The sequence below is a fragment of the Nodosilinea sp. LEGE 07298 genome (assembly GCF_015207265.1).
Taxonomy (GTDB): Bacteria; Cyanobacteriota; Cyanobacteriia; order Phormidesmidales; family Phormidesmidaceae; genus Nodosilinea.
This window is the reverse complement of the sequence record NZ_JADEXE010000022.1, coordinates 1-19,099: the sequence shown is the minus strand read 5'-3', so window position 1 is coordinate 19,099 and position 19,099 is coordinate 1. Positions and strand designations below refer to the sequence as shown.

The 19,099-nt window shown below is 57.9% G+C and carries 18 protein-coding genes; 7 read left to right on the top strand and 11 right to left on the bottom strand.

Annotated elements, in window-relative coordinates:
• Nucleotides 1-55: 55 nt before the first annotated feature.
• Nucleotides 56-553 (bottom strand): hypothetical protein, encoded by a 498-nt coding sequence (locus IQ273_RS05055; RefSeq protein WP_194022082.1) that lies wholly within the window; start codon nucleotides 551-553, stop codon nucleotides 56-58.
• Nucleotides 554-697: 144 nt separating this feature from the next.
• Nucleotides 698-1,273, bottom strand: a complete 576-nt coding sequence (locus IQ273_RS05050) for a hypothetical protein (protein WP_194022081.1) — start codon at nucleotides 1,271-1,273, stop codon at nucleotides 698-700.
• Between the two features lie 498 nt (nucleotides 1,274-1,771).
• Between IQ273_RS05050 and IQ273_RS05045 the strand changes: the two genes are divergently transcribed.
• Together IQ273_RS05045 and IQ273_RS05040 are read left to right on the top strand one after the other, a co-directional pair.
• Nucleotides 1,772-2,944 (top strand): histidine kinase, encoded by a 1,173-nt coding sequence (locus IQ273_RS05045; RefSeq protein ID WP_194022080.1) that lies wholly within the window; start codon nucleotides 1,772-1,774, stop codon nucleotides 2,942-2,944.
• 42 nt (nucleotides 2,945-2,986) lie between these two features.
• Nucleotides 2,987-3,907, top strand: coding sequence for a hypothetical protein (locus IQ273_RS05040; protein WP_194022079.1), 921 nt, complete (start codon nucleotides 2,987-2,989; stop codon nucleotides 3,905-3,907).
• 69 nt (nucleotides 3,908-3,976) lie between these two features.
• On the opposite strand, the gene IQ273_RS05035 is transcribed toward IQ273_RS05040, so the two are convergent.
• Nucleotides 3,977-4,165 (bottom strand): hypothetical protein, encoded by a 189-nt coding sequence (locus IQ273_RS05035; protein WP_194022078.1) that lies wholly within the window; start codon nucleotides 4,163-4,165, stop codon nucleotides 3,977-3,979.
• A gap of 309 nt (nucleotides 4,166-4,474) precedes the next feature.
• On the opposite strand from IQ273_RS05035, the gene IQ273_RS05030 reads away from it, so the two are divergent.
• Entirely contained in the window at nucleotides 4,475-5,065 is a 591-nt protein-coding gene (locus IQ273_RS05030; RefSeq protein ID WP_313898021.1) for an SRPBCC family protein, read from the top strand.
• Nucleotides 5,052-5,417, top strand: coding sequence for a hypothetical protein (locus IQ273_RS05025; protein ID WP_194022077.1), 366 nt, complete (start codon nucleotides 5,052-5,054; stop codon nucleotides 5,415-5,417). Before IQ273_RS05030 ends, IQ273_RS05025 begins: the two co-directional genes overlap by 14 nt.
• A 12-nt stretch (nucleotides 5,418-5,429) precedes the next feature.
• On the opposite strand, the gene IQ273_RS05020 is transcribed toward IQ273_RS05025, so the two are convergent.
• Nucleotides 5,430-5,621: a hypothetical protein gene (locus IQ273_RS05020; protein ID WP_035993818.1), complete on the bottom strand. Its 192-nt coding sequence runs from the start codon at nucleotides 5,619-5,621 to the stop codon at nucleotides 5,430-5,432.
• A gap of 168 nt (nucleotides 5,622-5,789) precedes the next feature.
• Here IQ273_RS05020 and IQ273_RS05015 point away from each other — a divergent pair, with 168 nt between their 5' ends.
• Nucleotides 5,790-6,455, top strand: a complete 666-nt coding sequence (locus tag IQ273_RS05015) for a class I SAM-dependent methyltransferase (RefSeq protein WP_194022076.1) — start codon at nucleotides 5,790-5,792, stop codon at nucleotides 6,453-6,455.
• A gap of 30 nt (nucleotides 6,456-6,485) precedes the next feature.
• On the opposite strand, the gene IQ273_RS05010 is transcribed toward IQ273_RS05015, so the two are convergent.
• The 4 genes from IQ273_RS05010 to IQ273_RS04995 form a co-directional block, all read right to left on the bottom strand.
• Nucleotides 6,486-8,432 (bottom strand): CHASE2 domain-containing protein, encoded by a 1,947-nt coding sequence (locus IQ273_RS05010; protein WP_194022075.1) that lies wholly within the window; start codon nucleotides 8,430-8,432, stop codon nucleotides 6,486-6,488.
• Nucleotides 8,433-8,464: 32 nt separating this feature from the next.
• Nucleotides 8,465-9,490 carry a hypothetical protein gene (locus IQ273_RS05005; protein ID WP_194022074.1) on the bottom strand — a complete coding sequence of 342 codons (1,026 nt, stop codon included), beginning with the start codon at nucleotides 9,488-9,490 and terminating at the stop codon, nucleotides 8,465-8,467.
• Between the two features lie 183 nt (nucleotides 9,491-9,673).
• Nucleotides 9,674-9,979, bottom strand: coding sequence for a hypothetical protein (locus tag IQ273_RS05000; RefSeq protein ID WP_194022073.1), 306 nt, complete (start codon nucleotides 9,977-9,979; stop codon nucleotides 9,674-9,676).
• A gap of 164 nt (nucleotides 9,980-10,143) precedes the next feature.
• Complete coding sequence (locus IQ273_RS04995; RefSeq protein WP_194022072.1) at nucleotides 10,144-11,574, bottom strand: NAD(P)/FAD-dependent oxidoreductase; 1,431 nt, start codon at nucleotides 11,572-11,574, stop codon at nucleotides 10,144-10,146.
• Nucleotides 11,575-11,932: 358 nt separating this feature from the next.
• On the opposite strand from IQ273_RS04995, the gene IQ273_RS04990 reads away from it, so the two are divergent.
• Nucleotides 11,933-13,741, top strand: coding sequence for an aspartate kinase (locus tag IQ273_RS04990; RefSeq protein ID WP_194022071.1), 1,809 nt, complete (start codon nucleotides 11,933-11,935; stop codon nucleotides 13,739-13,741).
• A 160-nt stretch (nucleotides 13,742-13,901) separates the two neighbouring features.
• Here IQ273_RS04990 and IQ273_RS04985 read toward each other — a convergent pair whose 3' ends face one another.
• Both IQ273_RS04985 and IQ273_RS04980 read right to left on the bottom strand, forming a co-directional pair.
• Entirely contained in the window at nucleotides 13,902-14,246 is a 345-nt protein-coding gene (locus tag IQ273_RS04985) for a DUF1815 family protein (protein WP_194022070.1), read from the bottom strand.
• A 371-nt stretch (nucleotides 14,247-14,617) separates the two neighbouring features.
• Nucleotides 14,618-16,441 (bottom strand): ABC transporter ATP-binding protein/permease, encoded by a 1,824-nt coding sequence (locus IQ273_RS04980; protein ID WP_194022069.1) that lies wholly within the window; start codon nucleotides 16,439-16,441, stop codon nucleotides 14,618-14,620.
• Between the two features lie 440 nt (nucleotides 16,442-16,881).
• Here IQ273_RS04980 and IQ273_RS04975 point away from each other — a divergent pair, with 440 nt between their 5' ends.
• The gene (locus IQ273_RS04975; RefSeq protein ID WP_194022068.1) at nucleotides 16,882-17,781 is read left to right on the top strand and encodes a transglutaminase family protein; all 900 of its coding nucleotides are present in this window, start codon (nucleotides 16,882-16,884) and stop codon (nucleotides 17,779-17,781) included.
• Here IQ273_RS04975 and IQ273_RS04970 read toward each other — a convergent pair.
• Nucleotides 17,778-19,099: pentapeptide repeat-containing protein (locus IQ273_RS04970; RefSeq protein ID WP_313898020.1), on the bottom strand; the 1,322-nt coding region annotated here is incomplete at its 5' end. The two genes, IQ273_RS04975 and IQ273_RS04970, sit on opposite strands and share 4 nt — an antisense overlap.

The following is a 19,099-nucleotide window of genomic DNA, read 5'->3' as shown; positions in this document are numbered from 1 at the left end:
AATCTCGACCTCAGTGCTTCGCGTCTAGGTCGAGATTAGCCAGAATCTAATGGCGCTAGGTCATCTCGGAGGGTGTGTTAAATAAAACGAACACCTGGCGACAGCAGCGACGCAGTCGCTCTCGGCAGGTGGGGTCGGGGGTAACGTCGCCCAAAAAGGCCCAGCTATCGATAGTAGACAGGCTCCAGCGCTTGCCTCGGTGGTCGAACCCAGCCAGGTCAAGGCCAATGACGCGGCGATTCACGGAGCGTTCGGGAACCGATTCAGAATGGGTATCCCTTCGGGCATCGCCCCTTTGACAGTCGCCTGCTTCCGGATCGGTATACAGGCGAATCTGTACCAGCAGGCTGCGGCACTGAAACAGCCGACTCACACCAGGAAAATGAAACCCCAAATCGATCGAATCGGGATCAACTAGATCGCGAGTGTCGGGGTCGTTGGCCCAAGGTTTAAGATCGGCCCGCAGATCAGGCAGTTCTGCCTTGAAAAGGCCGACCACGGCGGCTATTTTACTGGCGAACTCGATGCTGTTAGCCTGTTCTGCTGCGTTCACGCGACCTGCAACATAGTAAAGGAGCTTTAAGCATAGACTAGCGCTCCTGGTTTAACCGTCAACTGGGTAACGACTGGCCCAACTTTAGCGTTGCCCTACGGCTCTACTCTTCAACCTGACCTCTGACCTGATCTCTAGCCCGCCTTATTGTTCTGGAACAACAGCCGACTGGCACATGTCGAGCATACGGTGGTCGTTGTCGCTTAGGGTATCGAGGGCAAAAAAGCCGTCAAGCCCAAACGGGGATAGCTCACCAGCTGCCCCATTGGCCGCTACGACAGGGCCATCAACTAGGGCCAGGCTATAGGGGTAAGCCTCTTGATCGTAGCTATTGACAATAGTCATTGCTAGATCGCTGCCCTCTACCTGGCCATAGAAACAATCAAAGGATGAGCTGGGGTAATACAAAGCACCATAGACGCGATCGCCCGTGCGCTCAAGGACTACATAGCCCTGGCCAATTTGGTCGGGTTGAGATACCTGGCCAAATAGATAGCGACCAGCCTCGGGCAGTGCCACAGCCGTTTGAGCTACCGCCGAATCTAGAGAGCTTTGGGTAGTGCTTTGGGCCTGAACTGGAGCGATGGCTCCTAGGGCCGCTACCGCCGCTGTACCGATAAACAAGTATGACAGGGGGTAGCGATCGCGATTTCGGCCCTGGTTTAAAAATGGTTTTACCAGGGAGGAAAACAGCTTGGATTGCAACACTTTAATACCCATTCCTTACCCCCTTTCATTTAATCTTTTTGACGTCCTAATCAGTCATGGAGAAGACAACGCAGCGGCGACGGCTCGATTCTCTCTCAGTAGTCTCTTGCCCCTGTCTCAACACTGCAAGAGGCTGTTCTATGGCCCTTTCAGGACTTTCACCCTAGTTTCAATGTAGTAGACCTCGGCAACCCAACCTATTGCTCTAGTACGAACCGTAACAACTCTTTTTAGTAGTGAGATGTAGGTTACTAGCGGGCTGATGTAGCCCTAGTTTTGCGCTTGGCCCTTTGGGCAATCGCACTCCACTGTAAAGTGTTTTTCCGATAGGTATAGTTTCAGGGCAAAGGCCTAAAAGCGCATCCTCCCATAGGACAGCTTGGCAACTGGTTACGATCGCGCTGGTTCTTCCCTAGCCCTAGAGAAGTACTCAAATTGGGCTGTAGAGAGCCTGGTAGTCAGGGTAAAATTATAGGAAGAAACTGGTTTTCAGACTTTTAGGAGACAGTAATGGAGGGTTCCTCCACTTCCTTCGACGATGTTCGAGTGCCCCTCAAGCTGCTGCTATTTATCGATAAGCGGCCTAGCCTGGCCCGGCAGATGCGCCAAATCAGGCAGTATCTGAAAAGCCTGGAAACTCACTTTGAATTCAACCTAGACGTGGTTGATATTGGCGAGCAGCCCTACCTGGCCGAGCATTACAAGCTAGTGGCTAGCCCTGCCCTGATCAAAATTGCTCCTGCCCCACAGCAAATGCTGGCCGGTAGCGACATTGTCAACCAGCTTGAACGCTGGTGGCCCAAGTGGCAGCAAGAGCACCTCGATGCTATCAAGCTGGCCGACTCTGACCCCGACCAATCGGTCGACCTGCTGGCCGAGCTAGAGAATCCCCTCAGCTATTCCGCTGAGTTGATGAAGCTCTCCGATGAAATCTTTCGGCTCAACCAAACTCGCGAAGAACTTGAGGCCCAGCTGCGCTTCAAAGATCGCATCATCGCCATGATGGCCCACGACCTGCGCAACCCGCTCACGGCGGCCTCCATCGCCATCGAAACCCTGGAGTTGGGCTATGCCCCTAACCAGGCCCGCACCCTCACCCTCAAGCCCGAGCTGACCGGCCAGTTGCTCAAGCATGCGAAGACTCAAATTCGAGCCATCAACCGCATGATTACCGACATTCTCAAAGCTGCCCGAGGGGCCTCTATGGAGCTTCAGATTGTGCCCCAGGAGCTCGATCTATCTGCGCTCTGCTTGGAGGTAGTCGATGCCTTTCAAAATCGGCTGCATGAAAAGCAGCAGGTATTAACAACTGAAATTCCACAAGATTTGCCGACGGTCTACGCCGACGGCACCCAGGTCAAACGAGTGATTACCAACCTACTCGACAATGCCATTAAGTACACCCCCCAGGAAGGTGACGTCTCTATTGTCGCGCTCCACCGCACAACGCAAAAAGTGCAGGTCTCTGTAACCGACACCGGCCCTGGCATTCCAGCTGAGAATCGCGACAAAATTTTTGAAGAAAGCTACCGCCTCCAGCGAGACGTTACCCAGGAAGGCTATGGTCTGGGGCTGGCTCTTTGTCAGCGAATTGTGCGCGCTCACTATGGCCAAATTTGGGTAGATTCGTCGCCCGGCGAAGGCAGCGCCTTCTACTTTACCCTTCCTGTCTATCGTGCCTAGTTTATCGCGCTTAAGGGCTGTGCTTGTGGCAAGATAGGGGCCATGATCAAGCGGTTCTTGCATTACCTGAGTCCCACTGTTTGGGCTGGCTCGCTGACCATTTATGGCAATGGTCGTCTCTGGCGCGAGGTGTGGCTACAGGCGGCGCGATCGCGCTGGGCTGAGGTGGCGGCGGCGATCGCGTTTCTCTGGCTGCTGGGGCTGCTGGGGCTAAGCTTTGTGCTGCTACACCTGGAGCACTATCAGGCGCTGCCTCTGCCTTCAGGGGTATGGCAACTGGCCCACGGGCTATCAACCAGCCTGGCGATCGCCCCTGTAGATGCCAGTGCCAACTTTCTAGGCCGCTGGGAGCTAGGTATTTTAGGCTTAGGAGCCTGGTTGTGTTTAGTAGCCGGAAGCCAAAAGCTGGTTCAGCTAGTGGCCGCTGTCTACGGCAGCGGCTCTATCCGGCCCGTGAACTGGCGGACCCGGATCCTGCCCTGGGGGATTACGCTACTGGGGTTAGGGTTGGCCGGGCTGGTTCTTAGCCTGATTGGAGGAGCGACGGTGTCTCAGCCTGGCCTGGCAGCCCAGATCTGGCGGTTGGGGCGATGGGCGATTGCCTTGGCCAGTATCGCCCTAGGGCTTGGAGTGGTATACCGTCTTGTCCCCCGACGCTGGGCACCAGGGCTGCCCCTATGGCCTGGTGTCAGACTGGTACTGCTGCTGGGGCTAGTCGGGCTGGGGCTACGGTACTGGGGTTTGACCTGGCTGGCTGGCCAAAATATAGCTTATGGGTTGTTGCTGACTCTCGGCCTCAATTTAGGAGCGCTCTATGGGCTAATTTTGCTGGTACCCGTAGGGGCTCAGGTCAATCTCAGCGCCCTGCGCCACCGAGGTCCCGTTAGTCGCCCCTGGGGAATGCCACCCCCGCCAACAACGCCACCGTCGTTTGAGTCGTTCAAAATTAATCGCCGCCACTAAAAGCCGCCATTGGGGATCATGATCAAGGGCTGCCATGGGGAACTGGATTTGGTCTGCTAAGCCAATTGGCTAGCGAATCCGCTGCAGGCTGCTGACAATGCCTAATCCAAAGCAGATCAAAATTAGCAGCCAGAGCACCAGACCCGGCAAAAAGGCCAGCACCGACAGACCCCGCAAGACCCATACGATGGCCGTTAGCCCTAGGGCAGCTAAAAATAGCTTGGTTAGCGGTTGCAGCGGATAGCGACGACGGCCCATAGCAGCAATGTCTCCGTTTGTAAAGCTTTCACTGGGCTACGGGAGAATACTGATGCCCTCGGTAAAAGCACCGTAATGATACTACCGCTTTCCCCCCGACTCAAAACTGTCTGGCATTTAATAGAAAAACCAGCGGCACGGCGATAGCATTGGCCTGATAACCCAGCGCTTACTACGGTAGCAAGCTAGGCAGCCGATGGTACTGAATTTGCGATCGCTTTAGGGAACCAGTCTCTAGCCTTTGGCTTCATTAGACTGGCCGTTACAGCCCCGACAAGAGCAGGTCGCGTCCTTAGGAGGAGTAGAGCAGTGGTAGTTAGCAAAGCGCCAGTAATCCGTGAAGTTAGACCCGTAAACGATTTTCTAGCCCAGTTTTCTTCCCGCGATCAGATCGCCCTGCTACGGGGAGATGTGTTGCTCAAATCTCAGACTAGCCAGGATGGTGGGGCGGTAACCGCCTATATGTACGTGCCCCTAGCGCGGCCACAAATTTGGCCCCAGGTGACCAACTACAGCTGCTGGACCCAGTATTTTCCTAACATTATCCACAGTGAAGTGATCGAGACCGTCAAAACGGCCACCCAGCGCTACCGCCGCCTCTACCAGGTCGGGCGCAAAGGGTTTATGCTGCTGACGGCCCAGGTCGAGATTTATCTCAAGGTAGTTGAGACCACCTGTGAGGCAATTCAATTTCGCCTGGAGCAGGGCACCTTTTCTCACTTTGCCGCCGATCTCCATCTGCAAGACTTTAACCAGGGCACCTTGCTGAGCTACTCTGTACAGGCTGCTCCCACGATCCCAGTGCCGTCTTTTCTAATTGAGCAGGCGATGAAGACCGACCTACCCGGTAATATGAGGCAGATGAGACAGGTATTGTGCGCGCGGTATGGTGTGGCTTAAACGACTGCGAGGCAGCGTGTGGCTAGGGCTAGGGTATCTGCTGTCGCCCCTCTCCTGGTGGAACGATGTCGTCTTTAACCTGCCGATTGCCTACGGGTTTGCCTACCTGGTCACCCTGGGGCATCGGCAGTGGTTTTTGCCCGCCACGGTGATTGGCTACTGGCTCTCAAACGTGCTGGGTATGGTGATGATGCAGTGGGGCGCAACCGATGTGGTAATGAGCGATCGCGAGTCGAACTGGCGGCGCGACCTGCTGATTGGGTTGGCTAGCTCTACGGCCTATACGGCGATCGCAGCGGGCCTGGTCTACTTCAAAATTTTGCGGCTGCCCGAGGGCTTGCTGCTCGGCTAAGTCGCTAGCGCTTTAGCTGTAGCGCTCGACAAAGGCTCGCCCCGCCGACATCGCGGCGCTGCTGGTAGTGTAAAACGTGCCATCGCTGAGCACGTCTAAATCGGGGTTGACGATCCAGCACTGGTAGCCTCGATCTTTGCTGTGGCTAACGCCGATAATCCACCCGGTCATCGCCGAGATCTGCACTACTGAATCTGTGTCCATGGCCGTATTCCCCCCTGGGCCTAAGACTTAACCTCATCTCGGCCCTCTAAACTGGCCGAGTCAGGTTCGGTGCTCGCGATGTTATGGTAAGTCAGATCTCTTTTGGCCACGGCAAAACCGCTGACTTTCTTCCCATTTGTCCCGGCTTGCTAACCTAACCCTGCGGCAATGAGCAACCAAACCCTCAACCTCGACGATCGCCTGTACCGCTACCTGGTCAACCACTCAGTTCACGAGCCAGAGGTGCTGGCTGCCCTGCGCCACGAAACTGCCCAGCACCCGATGGCGGAAATGCAGATTGCCCCTGAGCAGGGGCAGTTTATGGCCCTGCTGGTACAGCTTTTGGGGGTGACTAAGGCCTTGGAAATTGGGGTATTTACGGGCTATAGCGCTTTGCGGGTAGCCCTGGCGCTGCCACCGACAGGGAGACTGGTGGCCTGCGATGTCAGTGAGGAGTACACGGCGATCGCCCGCCGCTACTGGCAGCAGGCCGGGGTAGCCGACAAAATTGACCTCCGTATTGCCCCCGCCGCCGATACTCTAGCCCAGCTGATAGAGGCCGGAGAGGCCAACAGCTTCGACTTTGCCTTCATCGATGCCGACAAAAGTGGTTACCCCACCTACTACGAACAGGCGCTACAGCTGGTGCGCCCCGGTGGACTAATTGCTGTCGATAATGTGCTGTGGTCGGGCCGAGTCGCCGATTCAGCCGTAACCGACAACCGAACCACCGTACTGCGCACCTTCAACGAAGCCATTTACAACGACGATCGCGTGGTTAGCAGCCTGGTACCCATCGCCGACGGCCTTACCCTGGCGATGAAGAAGCGCTAAACTTCACTCGTCAGCCAGGTTTGATATAAATCAGGTTGGCTGGGTCGACGGGGGCATTGCCTTCGGCTGGCGCAGGTGATGAACCAGGTCTTTTTGCACCTGGTGGTAGAGGTCGTCGCTCTCGCCCTTGAAGGAGATAATGCCATAGACCTGCACCGCTTCCTGCTCGCGTCCGGCCAAAACGTGGGTGCCGTGGTCTACGGTAACAATGTGGTCTTTAACCAGGTCGTAGCAGGGCTGAGTAATTAAAATATCGGTGCCGATCAGTTTGGTGAGCCCTTCAATGCGGCTGGCGACGTTTACGGTGTCGCCAATGGCGGTGTACTCTAGCCGCTGCACCGACCCCACGTTGCCCACCACCAGCTCACCATAGCTAATACCAATGCCGTTGAAGAGCGGCGGTAGCCCCTGCACCTCAAGGGTGGTGCGCAGGGTCGCTAAGACCTTTCGCATGGCTAAGGCCGCCGATACGGCCCCCAGGGCATCGTGTTCTGGCCCCTGCGATTTGGGCGCGCCAAACTCGGCCATGACGGCATCGCCAATAAATTTGTCGATAGTGCCCCGGTGTTCCAGAATGGCGGCCACCATGACATCTAAATAGGTGTTGAGCAAACTGACGGTTTCCTCAGCCCCCAGCTGGTATGAAATGCGGCTAAAGCCACGAATGTCTGAAAACAGTACCGCCGCCTGAAACCGCTGGCCGACCGTAAGGCTGGTGAAATCTTCGGGCTGGTTGAGAATTTCTTGGGCGACCGAGGGAGCCACGTAGCGCTCTAGGGTGCGGCGCAGGCGCTGTTCTTCTAGTCGGTTGCTGACGGCCCCGGTGGCGATGTAGGTAACACCGCCCATACCCAGGCAGGCCACGGGAATGGCCACCGGCATGAGGCGATCGCCCTGCACCATCAGCAGGTAGGCCAGCCCTCCCCAAATGGTAATCGCACCGACAAAACCCACCAGCCTGGGTACCGGCTGGGTCAACCGATAGCCCAGCCCCAGCCCAATCGCACCGATCGCGATCGCCGTCAGTAGCCCCTGCGCTAAAGGATTGGGCACGGCCGCGCCGAGGGTTTTGCCCTCCATCAGCGCGGCCAGGGCGTGGGCGTGAATCTCAACCCCCGGCATCGCGTTGTCAATGGGGGTGCGCTTGCGGTCCTGAAACGACTCGGCCATCGGGCCAATCAGCACGATTTTGCCTTCAAACTGGTCGGCAATTAGGGGCCAGTTGGTGGGATCGAGCACCTGCACAAATGACACCACCGGGAATGTTCCCGCTGGGCCATAAAAAAAGAGATCCTGACTCTGGCGATCGGGTAGGGGAGAATCGGCAGCGGCTAGGGCTGCCCCGGCCAGGGAGGGCAAGTTATCCTCAAAGCCGTGGGTTTGCCGCAGGGTTTCGATCCCGCGACTGGGGAAGGCTCGGTACTTGCCGTCAACATCGGCCTCCAGGTTAATTAGTCCGACTTGGGACTGGCTGCTGTAGATCGGCTCTAGCAGGTTGGTAAACAGGCCAAAGTCGCTGCTCGATACATCGTAGGCAGCGGCTAAGGCGACGCGATCGCCCCACCGGGCCAGGGTCTTTTCTAGGGCGGCATCGTCGGCGGGGCCGTAGCCGCTGGGGTCAACCAGTAGCACATCAATGACCACCGCCTTAGCCCCGGCGGCCATTAGCTGCTCGATCGCCTGGGCGTAGGCCTGCCGCTGCCAGGGCCAAATCGCCAGCGGAGCCAAAAAGGGATAGCGATCTGGATCAGCCCGATATAGATCGCCCTGGCTGAGGGAGTATTCGTCAATGCCCAAGATCACAATGTCGTCTGGAGGTGGCACCGCCCCCCGCAGCCGCAGCAAAAACGACTGAGCCTGACCCTCAATTAGCACAATCCACGGGTGCTGGGCAGCCAGGGCGATCGCCCCAAACACAGCCCAACTCACCATTAGCCCGTGCCCAAGCTGAAACAGGCGGCGGTAGGACTTAACCACGGCAACTATCCCCTAGCATCATCGGCCTCACCCTAAAACGGGAAGGGAAAACGAATCGACGGACTGGGAATTGGCGGCACCCAGTAGTAGGGCAATGTCACCCCTGGAAACAGCTGCTCAAACGATCGCCGCAGGTTGGCTATACCGGGTATTTCTAACGCAAAGCCATTGATCAACGGCCCTTCTAGCAGGTCGATAAAGTCTTCGGGCGACAGGGCCAGAATAACAGCCTCGTTGTCGTCAGCATCGATGATTACCTGCTGCCCTTCAGCGATCGTTAGAGCATCATCCTCAGTGAAGTCTACGGTTTCTCCCTCAGCACTCGCCGCAGGCAGTGCGGGATCAAGGTCTACATCGCTGGTCGGTGAGCCGCTTTGTTTTAGCCTAGACTGTGCGGCTACCAAGAAACCATCGGTCGGTTTAATCCTAGGCAGATCGGTCATAGGGCCTGTGGGCACAATCGACGGATCGATAGATGGATCAAAGCTCGGATCCGGCCCGGTAGTGGGTGGCTCAATGCCTGGACTAGTACCGGGCCGGGAGGGGGGCTCCACCGGGTTAGCAAAGGGCACCACCGGATCAGCACCAGGCACCACGGGGTCAAAAGATGGATCGAGGGGGTCAAAGTCGTCTGCCATCGAGTCAACCGGCTCGGGGTTGAGGTTGCGCTCAACCACCACCTCGCCCTCAAACACCTGAATGATGGTTTCGCCCGTCTCGCTTACCTCAATGGTATAAATTGTGCCACGCACTCCGGCCACTGTAGAGGTCGAGCAGCCGTTGAGGGTGCCATTAACCAACAGCGTGCCTCGGTTGAGTTGGGCACATTGCCCTACCACCAGGCTGGAGTTGTGGGCCAGGCGAGCAACAGCCCCACTGTTGAATCGCAGCGAGGTGCGGGCAGCCCGAGTTCTAACCTGCTGACGTGGCTGAGCAACGCTGTTGACCTGGGCTGTGCGGTTTTGAATGTAGACCTGGTTGCTGTCTAAAATTTCGGTGACGGTGGCGGCAGAATTAGTCTGGGCCTGGGCCTGATAACCCGATGTAGCCAGCAGCATGCTACTGGCCAAGGTTACCCCCATTCGCCCTGCCAATCGATCCCAACGGGTGCCAGACCTGAACCAAAATCCCTGTAGCGAAAAAGACGCGATCATAAATTTCACTGAGTTGCCTTGATAGGATCTATACACAGGCAACACCCCAAATTCAGCAGAAATTGCGAAACTTAACTAGCGGGGTGGCTAGCTAAACACGTCGGGCTGGTTGTCATCGTGCACTCGGCCTAGGTGCGGCAGGGCAGCCGTAACGGCATCGGGTGACTCGACAATCATTTGGAGTAGATCGTAAGCTTCGACCCGTTGTCCTGTCTGGCTGGAAATTTGGTGGGCGTAGTAGCGCACCTGGGCCATAATTCGCGGCTCTGCCTGGCGCAAATACATACATAGACATGCTTTCGCCTGGGCCTCTGGATCACGCCCCAAAAAATAGGCCATCGCCGCCAGCAGGTGACGTTCGTAGTTGGGCAACGCTTGGGAATTAAGGGTCATAACAAAGTTGTGCAGGGTACCCCTAAAACATTAGCGGCTGCGGGGTTAGAAAATAAGGAAAGTAAGCCAGGACAAACTGCACCGGGCTTTAAAGCGATCGGGCGCTAGGCCCCTTGCCCAACGCCCGATCGCACTACTTTACGACTGTCTGTCGCTGGTAATGGCTAGCTAGAGCTGGCTGAAGGACTGACCTCAACCTTTTCAACCACCTTTTCGGTAATCAGTCGCGACCCCTGCTTGCGGGTCAGGTAGTTGGCCCCCCACTGGGTCATCACCATCAGCTTGTTGTCAAACTCAATTAGGTAAAAAATGTGCACAAACAGCCACACAAACCAGGCTGGGAAGCCAGTAAGCTTGGCCCAGGGCAGGTTAACCACGGCGGCGTGGCGACCAATCACCGCCAGGCTACCGCCGTCTTTGTACTTGAAGGGGGGCAGCGTTCCGTTTTGGAGCCGCTTTTGAATCAGCTTGGCTACGTACTTGCCCTCCTGCATAGCCACAGGGGCAACACCGGGCAGGGGGCGATTCCCCTCCGGAGAGGCTGCGCCATCGCTCTGGTGAGCAAAGTGGGCCAGGTCGCCGACGACAAAAATATTTGGGTGGGTCGGCAGGCTGAGGTCGCTGCTAACGATGACTCGGCCAGAGCGATCGCGATCGGCCCCGGTGCGATTGGCCAGCAACCCGCCCATACCAGGGTCGCGCACCCCCGCCGCCCACAGCACCGTACCCGCCTGTAAGGCAGTCAGCTGATCGCCCTGCCTGAGGGTAATCTGATGGCCTTGAATATCAGTCACCAGCGACTTGGTCAGCACCTCAACTCCCATCTTCTCTAGATCGGCGTGGGCGCGGGCCGATAGCTCAGGCGGGAAGGGCGGCAGCACCCGATCCATCCCCTCAATCAGCAGAATGCGGGTGGCAGTCGTGTCGATGTGGCGAAAATCGTTGCGCAGTGTGTGGTAAGCCAGCTCAGCCAGCGATCCGGCCAGCTCTACTCCGGTGGGGCCACCGCCGACAATGACAAAGGTCAACAGGCTTTTTTTGAGGTCTGGGTCAGTGGTATTCTCGGCCTTCTCAAAAGCCGCAAAGATGCGTCGCCGCATTTCCAGAGCGTCTTCTACGGTCTTGAGACCGGGGGCAACATCGGCCCAGTCGTCGCGGCCAAAGTAGAAGTGGCTCATGCCCGTGGCTACAATCAGGCTGTCGTAGGGAATGGTGCGGCCATCGTTTAGGGTAACCGCCTGCTGATCGGGGTTGATATCGGTGACTTCACCCATCAGCACTCGGGTATTTTTTTGGGCGCTTAATACGCCGCGCAGGGGTGAGGCAATGTCTCCAGGCGACAGTCCGCCCATCGCTACCTGGTACAGCAGCGGCTGAAACAGGTGAAAGTTGCGCTTGTCGATGAGAGTTACCTCTACGTCGGCTCGACCCAGCTGCTGGGCCGCATAGAGGCCGCCAAAGCCGCCCCCGATAATCACCACCTGGGGTTTGCTAGGGGTAACCGGCGGCACTTCAACGGTGGCGGCGGGGTTTTCAACAAGGACCGTATCTGAGGTCATGGCGCTGGTGTCGAGTGGAGGTGGGACGGTCTGCATGACAGTACTGGGAGAGCAGGTTGTTACTTTTCGTTATAAAGCAGAATACCGCTAAATACTGTGCGCTGTGCTATATCCCTTTGGCTAAGCCAAGACCTAACCAAGATTAAGCCAAGACGGTCTTGAGGGGTGTCATTGGTAGGGGCTAGGCTGCTAAAGTGAAAGGTCTGGTTTTAATACCCCAATCCAACAATCCTTCGCCATGAAATGGCCCAGGTCAGTGCTCTGGAGTGATGGTATGAGACTAAAATTTGGAGCAACGTTTACCCCAGTCTAGTTTCCCCAGGACTAGGGCATGGCCAGGCCGCGATGCCCGTAGGGGAGGTACTTGACCCTTGCAGGGAGGCAACAATAAACCATGGCGCTGATCGTACAAAAATATGGGGGCACCTCCGTTGGCACCGTGGAGCGCATTCAGGCGGTCGCTCAGCGGGTGAAGGCCACGGTAGAGGCGGGTAACTCGGTGGTGGTGGTGGTGTCGGCCATGGGCAAGACCACCGACGGCCTGGTGAAGCTAGCGACCGACATTACCAATCAACCCAGCCGCCGCGAGATGGATATGCTGTTGTCGACCGGCGAGCAGGTCTCCATTGCGCTACTGACGATGGCCCTGCATGCTCAGGGGCAGGAGGCGATTTCGCTGACTGGGGCTCAAGTGGGTATTGTCACTGAGGCCGAGCACACTCGCGCCCGCATTCTGAAGATCAAAACCGATCGCCTACAGCGCCACCTGAACGAAGGCAAGGTAATTGTGGTGGCGGGGTTTCAGGGCATTAGCCAGACCTCCGACTTAGAAATTACTACCCTGGGCCGGGGCGGCTCTGATACCTCGGCGGTGGCCCTGGCGGCAGCCCTGGCGGCGGAAAAGTGCGAAATCTACACCGACGTGCCCGGCATTTTGACCACCGACCCGCGCCTGGTGCCCGAAGCCCAGCTGATGGAGGAGATTACCAGCGACGAAATGCTGGAACTGGCCAGTTTGGGGGCTAAGGTGCTGCACCCTCGGGCGGTAGAAATTGCCCGCAACTATGGCGTGACTTTGGTAGTGCGATCGAGCTGGACCGATGAACCCGGCACCCGCGTGATTTCTCCCCGACCTCAGCCGCGACCCTTGGAGGGGCTGGAGCTGGCTCACCCGGTAGATGCCGTCGAGTTTGACACCGACCAGGCCAAGGTGGCGCTGCTGCGCATTCCCGATCGCCCCGGTATTGCCGCCCGGCTGTTTGGCGAACTGGCCACCCAGACGCTGAATGTCGATTTAATCATTCAGTCGATCCACGAGGGCAACACTAACGACATCGCTTTCACAATGGTGAAGGCGAATTTGGCCAGGGCCGAGGCGGTAGCTGAGGCGATTGGTCCCGCCCTGCGCAGCAACCCCACCGACACCACCCAGGCCGAGGTGATGGTCGACCAGCGGATGGCTAAAATCAGCATCGCTGGGGCAGGCATGATTGGCCGTCCGGGGGTGGCCGCCAACATGTTCTCGTCGCTGGCGGCGGCGGGGATCAATCTTCAGCTGATTTCGACGTCGGAGGTGAAAGTTAGCTGCACGATTGATATAGATGATTGCGATCGCGCCATTGCCGTCCTCTGCCAGGCCTTTGAAGTCACCTCATCGCCCATGCCCCAGGGCGTGCCTACGACTAGCGATCCCGCTCCAGAGGTGCGCGGGGCCGCCCTCGACATCAAGCAGGCCCGCGTCGCCATTCGCCATGTGCCCGATCGCCCCGGTATGGCGGCCAAAATCTTTCAGCTGCTGGCCACCCACGGCGTCAGCGTCGATATGATTATTCAGTCGCAGCGCTGCCGCCTGGTCAACGGCCAAGCCACCCGCGACATCGCTTTCACCGTCGCCCAGGCCGATGCCCAAACCGCTAAGGCCGTAGTCGAGTCTGCCGCCGCCGAACTGGGCTTTGGGGACGTGGCGGTGGATGAGGCGATCGCCAAGGTCAGCGTCGTGGGCACTGGCATGATCTACGCCCCCGGTGTGGCCGCCCGTATGTTTAAGGCCCTCTCAGAGCAGGGGATCAATCTGCAAATGATTGCCACCTCAGAGATCAAAATTAGCTGCGTGGTGGCCGAGGCGGAGGGCGTTACGGCCCTACGAGCGGTGCACAATGCTTTTGGCCTGGCCGGGCTCAAGCGTACAGTGGTGCCCGCCTAGAAGATGCACGCTAGCCGTTCGCTAGAGGCTGAAGGACGGCTAACCAACCAAAAAACACCGCTGGTAACTACCGGTGCCATTTTCCCCAAAAGGGGAAGTATTGTTGTTGAGCTATATTGCGCTAGCGATCGCGCCAGATTTGCGGGATCGGTCTACCGCATTAGGCTTTGGTGGATACTGGCTGCTGAGAGCCCATTGGCTGAATGCGGAACTTGACCAGGTTGGCCAGTTCTTGCAGCTGGTGAATGGCCTCCGCCCCTTCCAGCTTCATCAGCTCGCGATCGTCGCGCATTTCAGTCCAGGTGATGCCGTAGTCGGACACCAAAAAGCGAATCAGGTGATCATCGCCTAGGCTCACCATGAAGGACGCACTATTGAGCTGACCACCGCAGGTGTAGCAGGATGCGAGATAGCCCATATCCTCAAGCACTGTGGCCAGCGCTTGCAGGTTCATGACCAGATCCCTGACAAATTGACGGTGCTGCTCGGCTAATCGGACAAACATAACGACACTCCTCGTTACCCATAGAAATTGTAACCTAAAAATTAATTAATTCTTAAGATGTTGACCGGGGTACTTATTTTCTGCTTTCTTAATTCGTCCATCTTAACCACCTCCATCACAAATACGCCTCTTTTCAACCATAAATCGAATCTCTATCAGTCGCCCTACAGCCAAAAAAGTAGGCTGGGAAAGCTTTCTGTAGATTGTGAAAACTTGAAAACTTGTGCCTCCTAGGGCAAAGTCTGCCAATGAGATCACAGGCTGAGGCAACCGTAGGTAAATGCACATCGCCCTAGGGTAAGCACTAACCCCAGGTCAATCGGTAGCTGTCACCACTAAATTGCCATTCTGGACGGCAATTTCACCCAAGCTTAGGAATTTGCTACAGCCAGGTCGGGAGATTTTATTATCCAGGTGTGGTCTTCGCCCAGTTCGAGAGTGGTTTGGTGGTAGTCGTGCAGCGACTCACGGTGGCCTACGCTGACAAAGGTGGTGCCGGTGTGGCGCAGATGCTCGTAGAGTTGGGCTTCATTGGCCAGATCGAGGGCGCTGGTGGCCTCGTCGAGGATAGCGAACTTGGGCTGATTGAGCAGAATGCGGGCAAAGGTGAGGCGCTGCTGTTCGCCCAAGGACAGCACGGCACCCCATTCTTTAACGGCGTCAAAGCCGCCAAAGCGATCGGCTAAATCGGCCAAGTTCACCTTTTCTAAGGCGGCTTGCAGGGCGGTATCGTCTACGTCCTGGCGGGTGTGGGGGTAGAGCAGCTGATCCCGCAGGGAGCCGAGAACCATGTAGGGCTTTTGGGGCAAGAACAAAATATTGTCGAGGTCAGGGCGGTGGATGGTACCGCTGCCGGATTGCCACAGGCCCGCGATCGCCCTCAGCAGCGAGCTCTTGCCGCAGCCGCTCGGCCCCACAATCAGCAGCCCGCTCTGATCGGGCACCGCTATGGAGAGATTTTCGACCAGAGTGCGCTGGTAGTTGGGGGTTTGCAGCGTAAAGTTGTCCAGCGCCAGGGAGTCGGCGGTTGCGATCGCGATTTTGGGCTGGTCGGCAGTCTCCGGCTCAGTATCTTCTAGCCCGGTGAGTTCAGGCGCAGTACCTTCAGACTCGGACTCCGTTTTGGCGGTCTCTGCCTTTGCAGCGTCCTTATTCTTAGAATCGACTAGTTTGGTGGATTCGATCTCGCCGTGGTTGAGCGCTTCGGCAAAGCCGTAGAGGCGGTCGATACCGGCCCCAAAGGAGGTCAGTTCTGAGAACCGAGCCACCACCACGTTAAGCGAAAAGAACACCCGCACAAACGCCCCCTGGGCCTCGGAGACTTTGCCGACTTCAAGATCGCCCGCAAACACGGCGGGGGCAACGACGATTGCAGGCAGCACAAAGGGAATGAACTCGTAGGCGTTGGTCAACACGTTGAGGTTGAGTTCCCAGATAATCAGCCGCTTGAAGTTTTCGAAGGCGGCCATAAAGCGATTGTTGACCTGGTTGGCCTCCTGGGCTTCGCCCCGGTAGAAGGCGATCGCCTCGGCATTTTCGCGAATGCGCACCAGGCTAAAGCGAAAGTTGGCCTCCCGCTTGAGCTGCTCAAAGTTGAGCCGCACCAGGGGCTGACCAAACACCAGCACCGTGACCAGGGTGCCCACCACGGCGTAGAGCACCAAAAACCCCACCAGCGACTTTGAAATACCCCACAGCACGCTGCTAAAGGCAATCACCTGGAGTACCGAGCTGACCACCACCAGCAGCAGCGCCAGGGACTGCTGGGTAAAGTTCTTAACGTCTTCGGCGATGCGCTGGTCGGGGTTGTCGATATCGGGCTGAAACTGCTGAATGTCGTAAAAGGCGCGATCGCGAAAGTAGTCGCCCACAAACCGCCCGGTCAGCCAGCGCCGCCACTCTAGCCCCAGGCGCTTTTGCAGGTAGTCGTAGCCCGCCAGCAGCGGCGCGTAGGCCACCAGCACGCCAATGAACACCAGCACCGTTTCCCAGAAGCGGGCTTCGTCTTTGGCCGACAGGGCCGAAATCAGCACGCCGCGCTTGTTGTTGAGCACCACGCTGAGGCCGGTGTAGCCCAGCAAAAATACCGCAATCAGCAGCAGCAGGCCCCTGGCTTTCCACTTTTCGTCGCCAAACCAGTACGATTTTGCGATCGCCCAAAACCGTTTGAACCCCGTCAGGTTGAATCGTTCCATGCCGTCGCTGCGTCTCCCGCTGTGCAAAGGGTGCCTGGGGAGATCTTACAAAAGTTAATCCTTTTGTGCCGGAGCGGGCCTGGGCTACGAGCCTGCTTGATCCCGAGTCGTCGCGGCACAGGCTCCCCAACTGACCTTGTCATAGCAAATCCGAATCGCATAACCCCGAGTCCAAACAGGCGGCTTGCGTAGGGGCAAACGGTGTTTGCCCAGTACTCGAAGGCTGAAATAAGTCCACTATTCCGGCTCGCTTGGCTCTCTCGCTCCCCTGCTCCCTCGCGATTGGCAATAGTCGCCACACTTATGCCGCTGTCTACTAGCTTAGCCAGGGCTAGCCAAGGCGGATTCAGTATCAAACCAACTACGTTGCCAAACCAATTGCACCGTTAGACAGCCGCCCATAGTAAAAAGAATGGAGCCTGCACATTAGGACTGCCCCTATGTCCGTTATTTATGAAGTTGAGCACGTTACCCGCTACCGCTACGCTAAGCCGGTTACCTTTGGCCCCCACCGAGCCGTATTTTTGCCCCGAGGCAGCTACAGCGGTCGGTTGTTGAGCTATTCTCTCGACATCAATGTACCGGCCAGGGTGCACTGGGTCAGCGATACGCTCTCGAACAACGTGGCTGTGATTGAGGTAAAGGAACCCGCCCAGGAACTGTCTGTGACCTGCCGGTTTCAGGGCGAACATTTTGGCACCCGCAGCATCGAAGACTTTCCCCTCGACGCCAGGGCCAACGAAGTGCCGGTGCAGTACACCCCCGACGAATGGACCGATCTGGCGGTTTACCTGCGGCCCCACGCCGAAGACCCCGACGGCTCGGTAGCGGCCTGGGCGAAGCACTTTGTGGGGGGCGATCGCGACGCTACTAGCGACGTGCTGAACCGGATCATGAACACCATTCGCGATACCTTTACCTACCGAGGCCGCGAAGAAGAAGGCACCCAGCCCCCCGGCGAAACCCTGCGGCTGAAGTCGGGTACCTGCCGCGACTACGCCTGGCTGATGATCGAAACCCTGCGGCGGCTGGGGTTTGCCTGTCGGTTTGTGTCGGGCTATCTCTACGACTCGGCCCTCGACGGCGGCGATGTGGGCATGACCGGATCTGGGGCCACCCACGCCTGGCTACAGGTGTATCTGCCGGGGGCTGGCTGGCTGGTGTATGACCCCACCAACCGCATTACTGAAGGGTTTGATTTGATCGCGGTGGCGATCGCGCGACACCCCGGCCAGGCCATTCCGCTGGCGGGATCGTGGTTTGGCGATGCCGACGACTACCTGGGCATGGAGGTGGCGGTCGCGGTGCGCAAGCTGGGCAGCATTCCCGAGTTTGGCTAGCGACCCAGCCGGTTAGGGACATCGGCACAGCCGCCGGGGATCGTGGCGCGGGTGCCCTCGCCACCCCAGGCGCAGACGTAGCGGCGCTGCTCCTCAGACAGGCGATAGACGCCGCTCAGGTTGGCCCCCTCGACCACGGCCCCCGTGTTGACCCCGGTCACATAGTCGGGGGTGCCTGTGCGGGTGCGGGGGGTGGCGGTGTCTACGCTGCCGTAGAACAGCCGCGCCTCCATCAGGTCGGCCCCGGCGAGGTTGGCCTGGTACAAAATTGACCTGGCAAAATTGGTGCGGACCAGATCGGCGCGGCGCAAATCGGCGCGAATCAGGTTATTTTCGCTGAGGTCGGCCCAGCGCAAATCGGTGCCCGCCAGGTTGGCAGCGGCCAGCATAGCCCCCAGATCGATCACGCGGGTGCCGTTGAGTCGGTCTTCTTCGTAGCCGCCCCGGCCGTCTAGAATGGCACGACCCAGGCGATTGTCGCGCCGCAGCGGGGTGAGCAGCTTGGAGCGCGACAAAAAGCGAATCACCTTAGCCTTGCCGCCAGCATCGACACTACCCAAAATGGCGGCGGTGCGGGCCTCGGCAATAATGCGCTCCTGGGGCCAGTCTTCGAGCAGTCCCTCCTCATCTAGCACCAGATCTGAAATGCCCTGAAAGAAAGAGTCAATGGTTTGCTGCTGCGTAATCAGGTTTTGCTGGCGGGTCAAATCACGGGAAATAACGTACTGCCGCCAGGCCACAAACAGGGCCAAAAAAGCAATAAAAATTTGCCCGATCGCCCCCAGAAAATCGCCCAGGGCACCGAGAATATCCCACCGCAGGGTCAGTCCCCAGGTCAAAATGGCGCGGTTGATGCCGGTGATGTTCATCAGCCCAAGGATGCCAATCAGCACGCCCGGAATGGCGATCAGCAGCGACTGCTGCCGAGGCGACAGTTCCCCCAGCACCTCCTGAAAAAAGGGCCACATCAGCCGCAGGGAGACCAGCGTGGCCACCAGCGACCCGGCCAGGGTGAGCCAAAAACTGCCCGTAACCAGCCCCAGCCCGATGACAGCCACCGATACGATGGTGATCGCGCTGGCCGAGGTCACCGCCGGGTCAACCAGAATGGGGCCAGCATTAGTGGGGTCGGAGGGGTCGAGATCGAGGCGCTGAGCCTGCGTTTCAGCCGAGTTATTGGACCCATTATCGGTGGCTGACGGAGCTGAGTGAGGCCGAGGGGCCAGCTTGCCGATCGCCGCGTCAGCGCCATTGCCTAAATCATGACTTGACTCTGAAGTGGGCGTGGGCGGCTGAGGCTGAGCAGGGTTTGGGGGCG

Excerpts from the sequence above, each read along its gene's own strand:
- IQ273_RS05050 (WP_194022081.1), bottom strand. The coding sequence starts at position 1,273 with ATGGGTATTAAAGTGTTGCAATCCAAGCTGTTTTCCTCCCTGGTAAAA.
- IQ273_RS05045 (WP_194022080.1), top strand. The coding sequence starts at position 1,772 with ATGGAGGGTTCCTCCACTTCCTTCGACGATGTTCGAGTGCCCCTCAAG.
- IQ273_RS05040 (WP_194022079.1), top strand. The coding sequence starts at position 2,987 with ATGATCAAGCGGTTCTTGCATTACCTGAGTCCCACTGTTTGGGCTGGC.
- IQ273_RS05035 (WP_194022078.1), bottom strand. The coding sequence starts at position 4,165 with ATGGGCCGTCGTCGCTATCCGCTGCAACCGCTAACCAAGCTATTTTTA.
- IQ273_RS05025 (WP_194022077.1), top strand. The coding sequence starts at position 5,052 with ATGGTGTGGCTTAAACGACTGCGAGGCAGCGTGTGGCTAGGGCTAGGG.
- IQ273_RS05020 (WP_035993818.1), bottom strand. The coding sequence starts at position 5,621 with ATGGACACAGATTCAGTAGTGCAGATCTCGGCGATGACCGGGTGGATT.
- IQ273_RS05015 (WP_194022076.1), top strand. The coding sequence starts at position 5,790 with ATGAGCAACCAAACCCTCAACCTCGACGATCGCCTGTACCGCTACCTG.
- IQ273_RS05005 (WP_194022074.1), bottom strand. The coding sequence starts at position 9,490 with ATGCTGCTGGCTACATCGGGTTATCAGGCCCAGGCCCAGACTAATTCT.
- IQ273_RS05000 (WP_194022073.1), bottom strand. The coding sequence starts at position 9,979 with ATGACCCTTAATTCCCAAGCGTTGCCCAACTACGAACGTCACCTGCTG.
- IQ273_RS04995 (WP_194022072.1), bottom strand. The coding sequence starts at position 11,574 with ATGCAGACCGTCCCACCTCCACTCGACACCAGCGCCATGACCTCAGAT.
- IQ273_RS04990 (WP_194022071.1), top strand. The coding sequence starts at position 11,933 with ATGGCGCTGATCGTACAAAAATATGGGGGCACCTCCGTTGGCACCGTG.
- IQ273_RS04985 (WP_194022070.1), bottom strand. The coding sequence starts at position 14,246 with ATGTTTGTCCGATTAGCCGAGCAGCACCGTCAATTTGTCAGGGATCTG.
- IQ273_RS04980 (WP_194022069.1), bottom strand. The coding sequence starts at position 16,441 with ATGGAACGATTCAACCTGACGGGGTTCAAACGGTTTTGGGCGATCGCA.
- IQ273_RS04975 (WP_194022068.1), top strand. The coding sequence starts at position 16,882 with ATGTCCGTTATTTATGAAGTTGAGCACGTTACCCGCTACCGCTACGCT.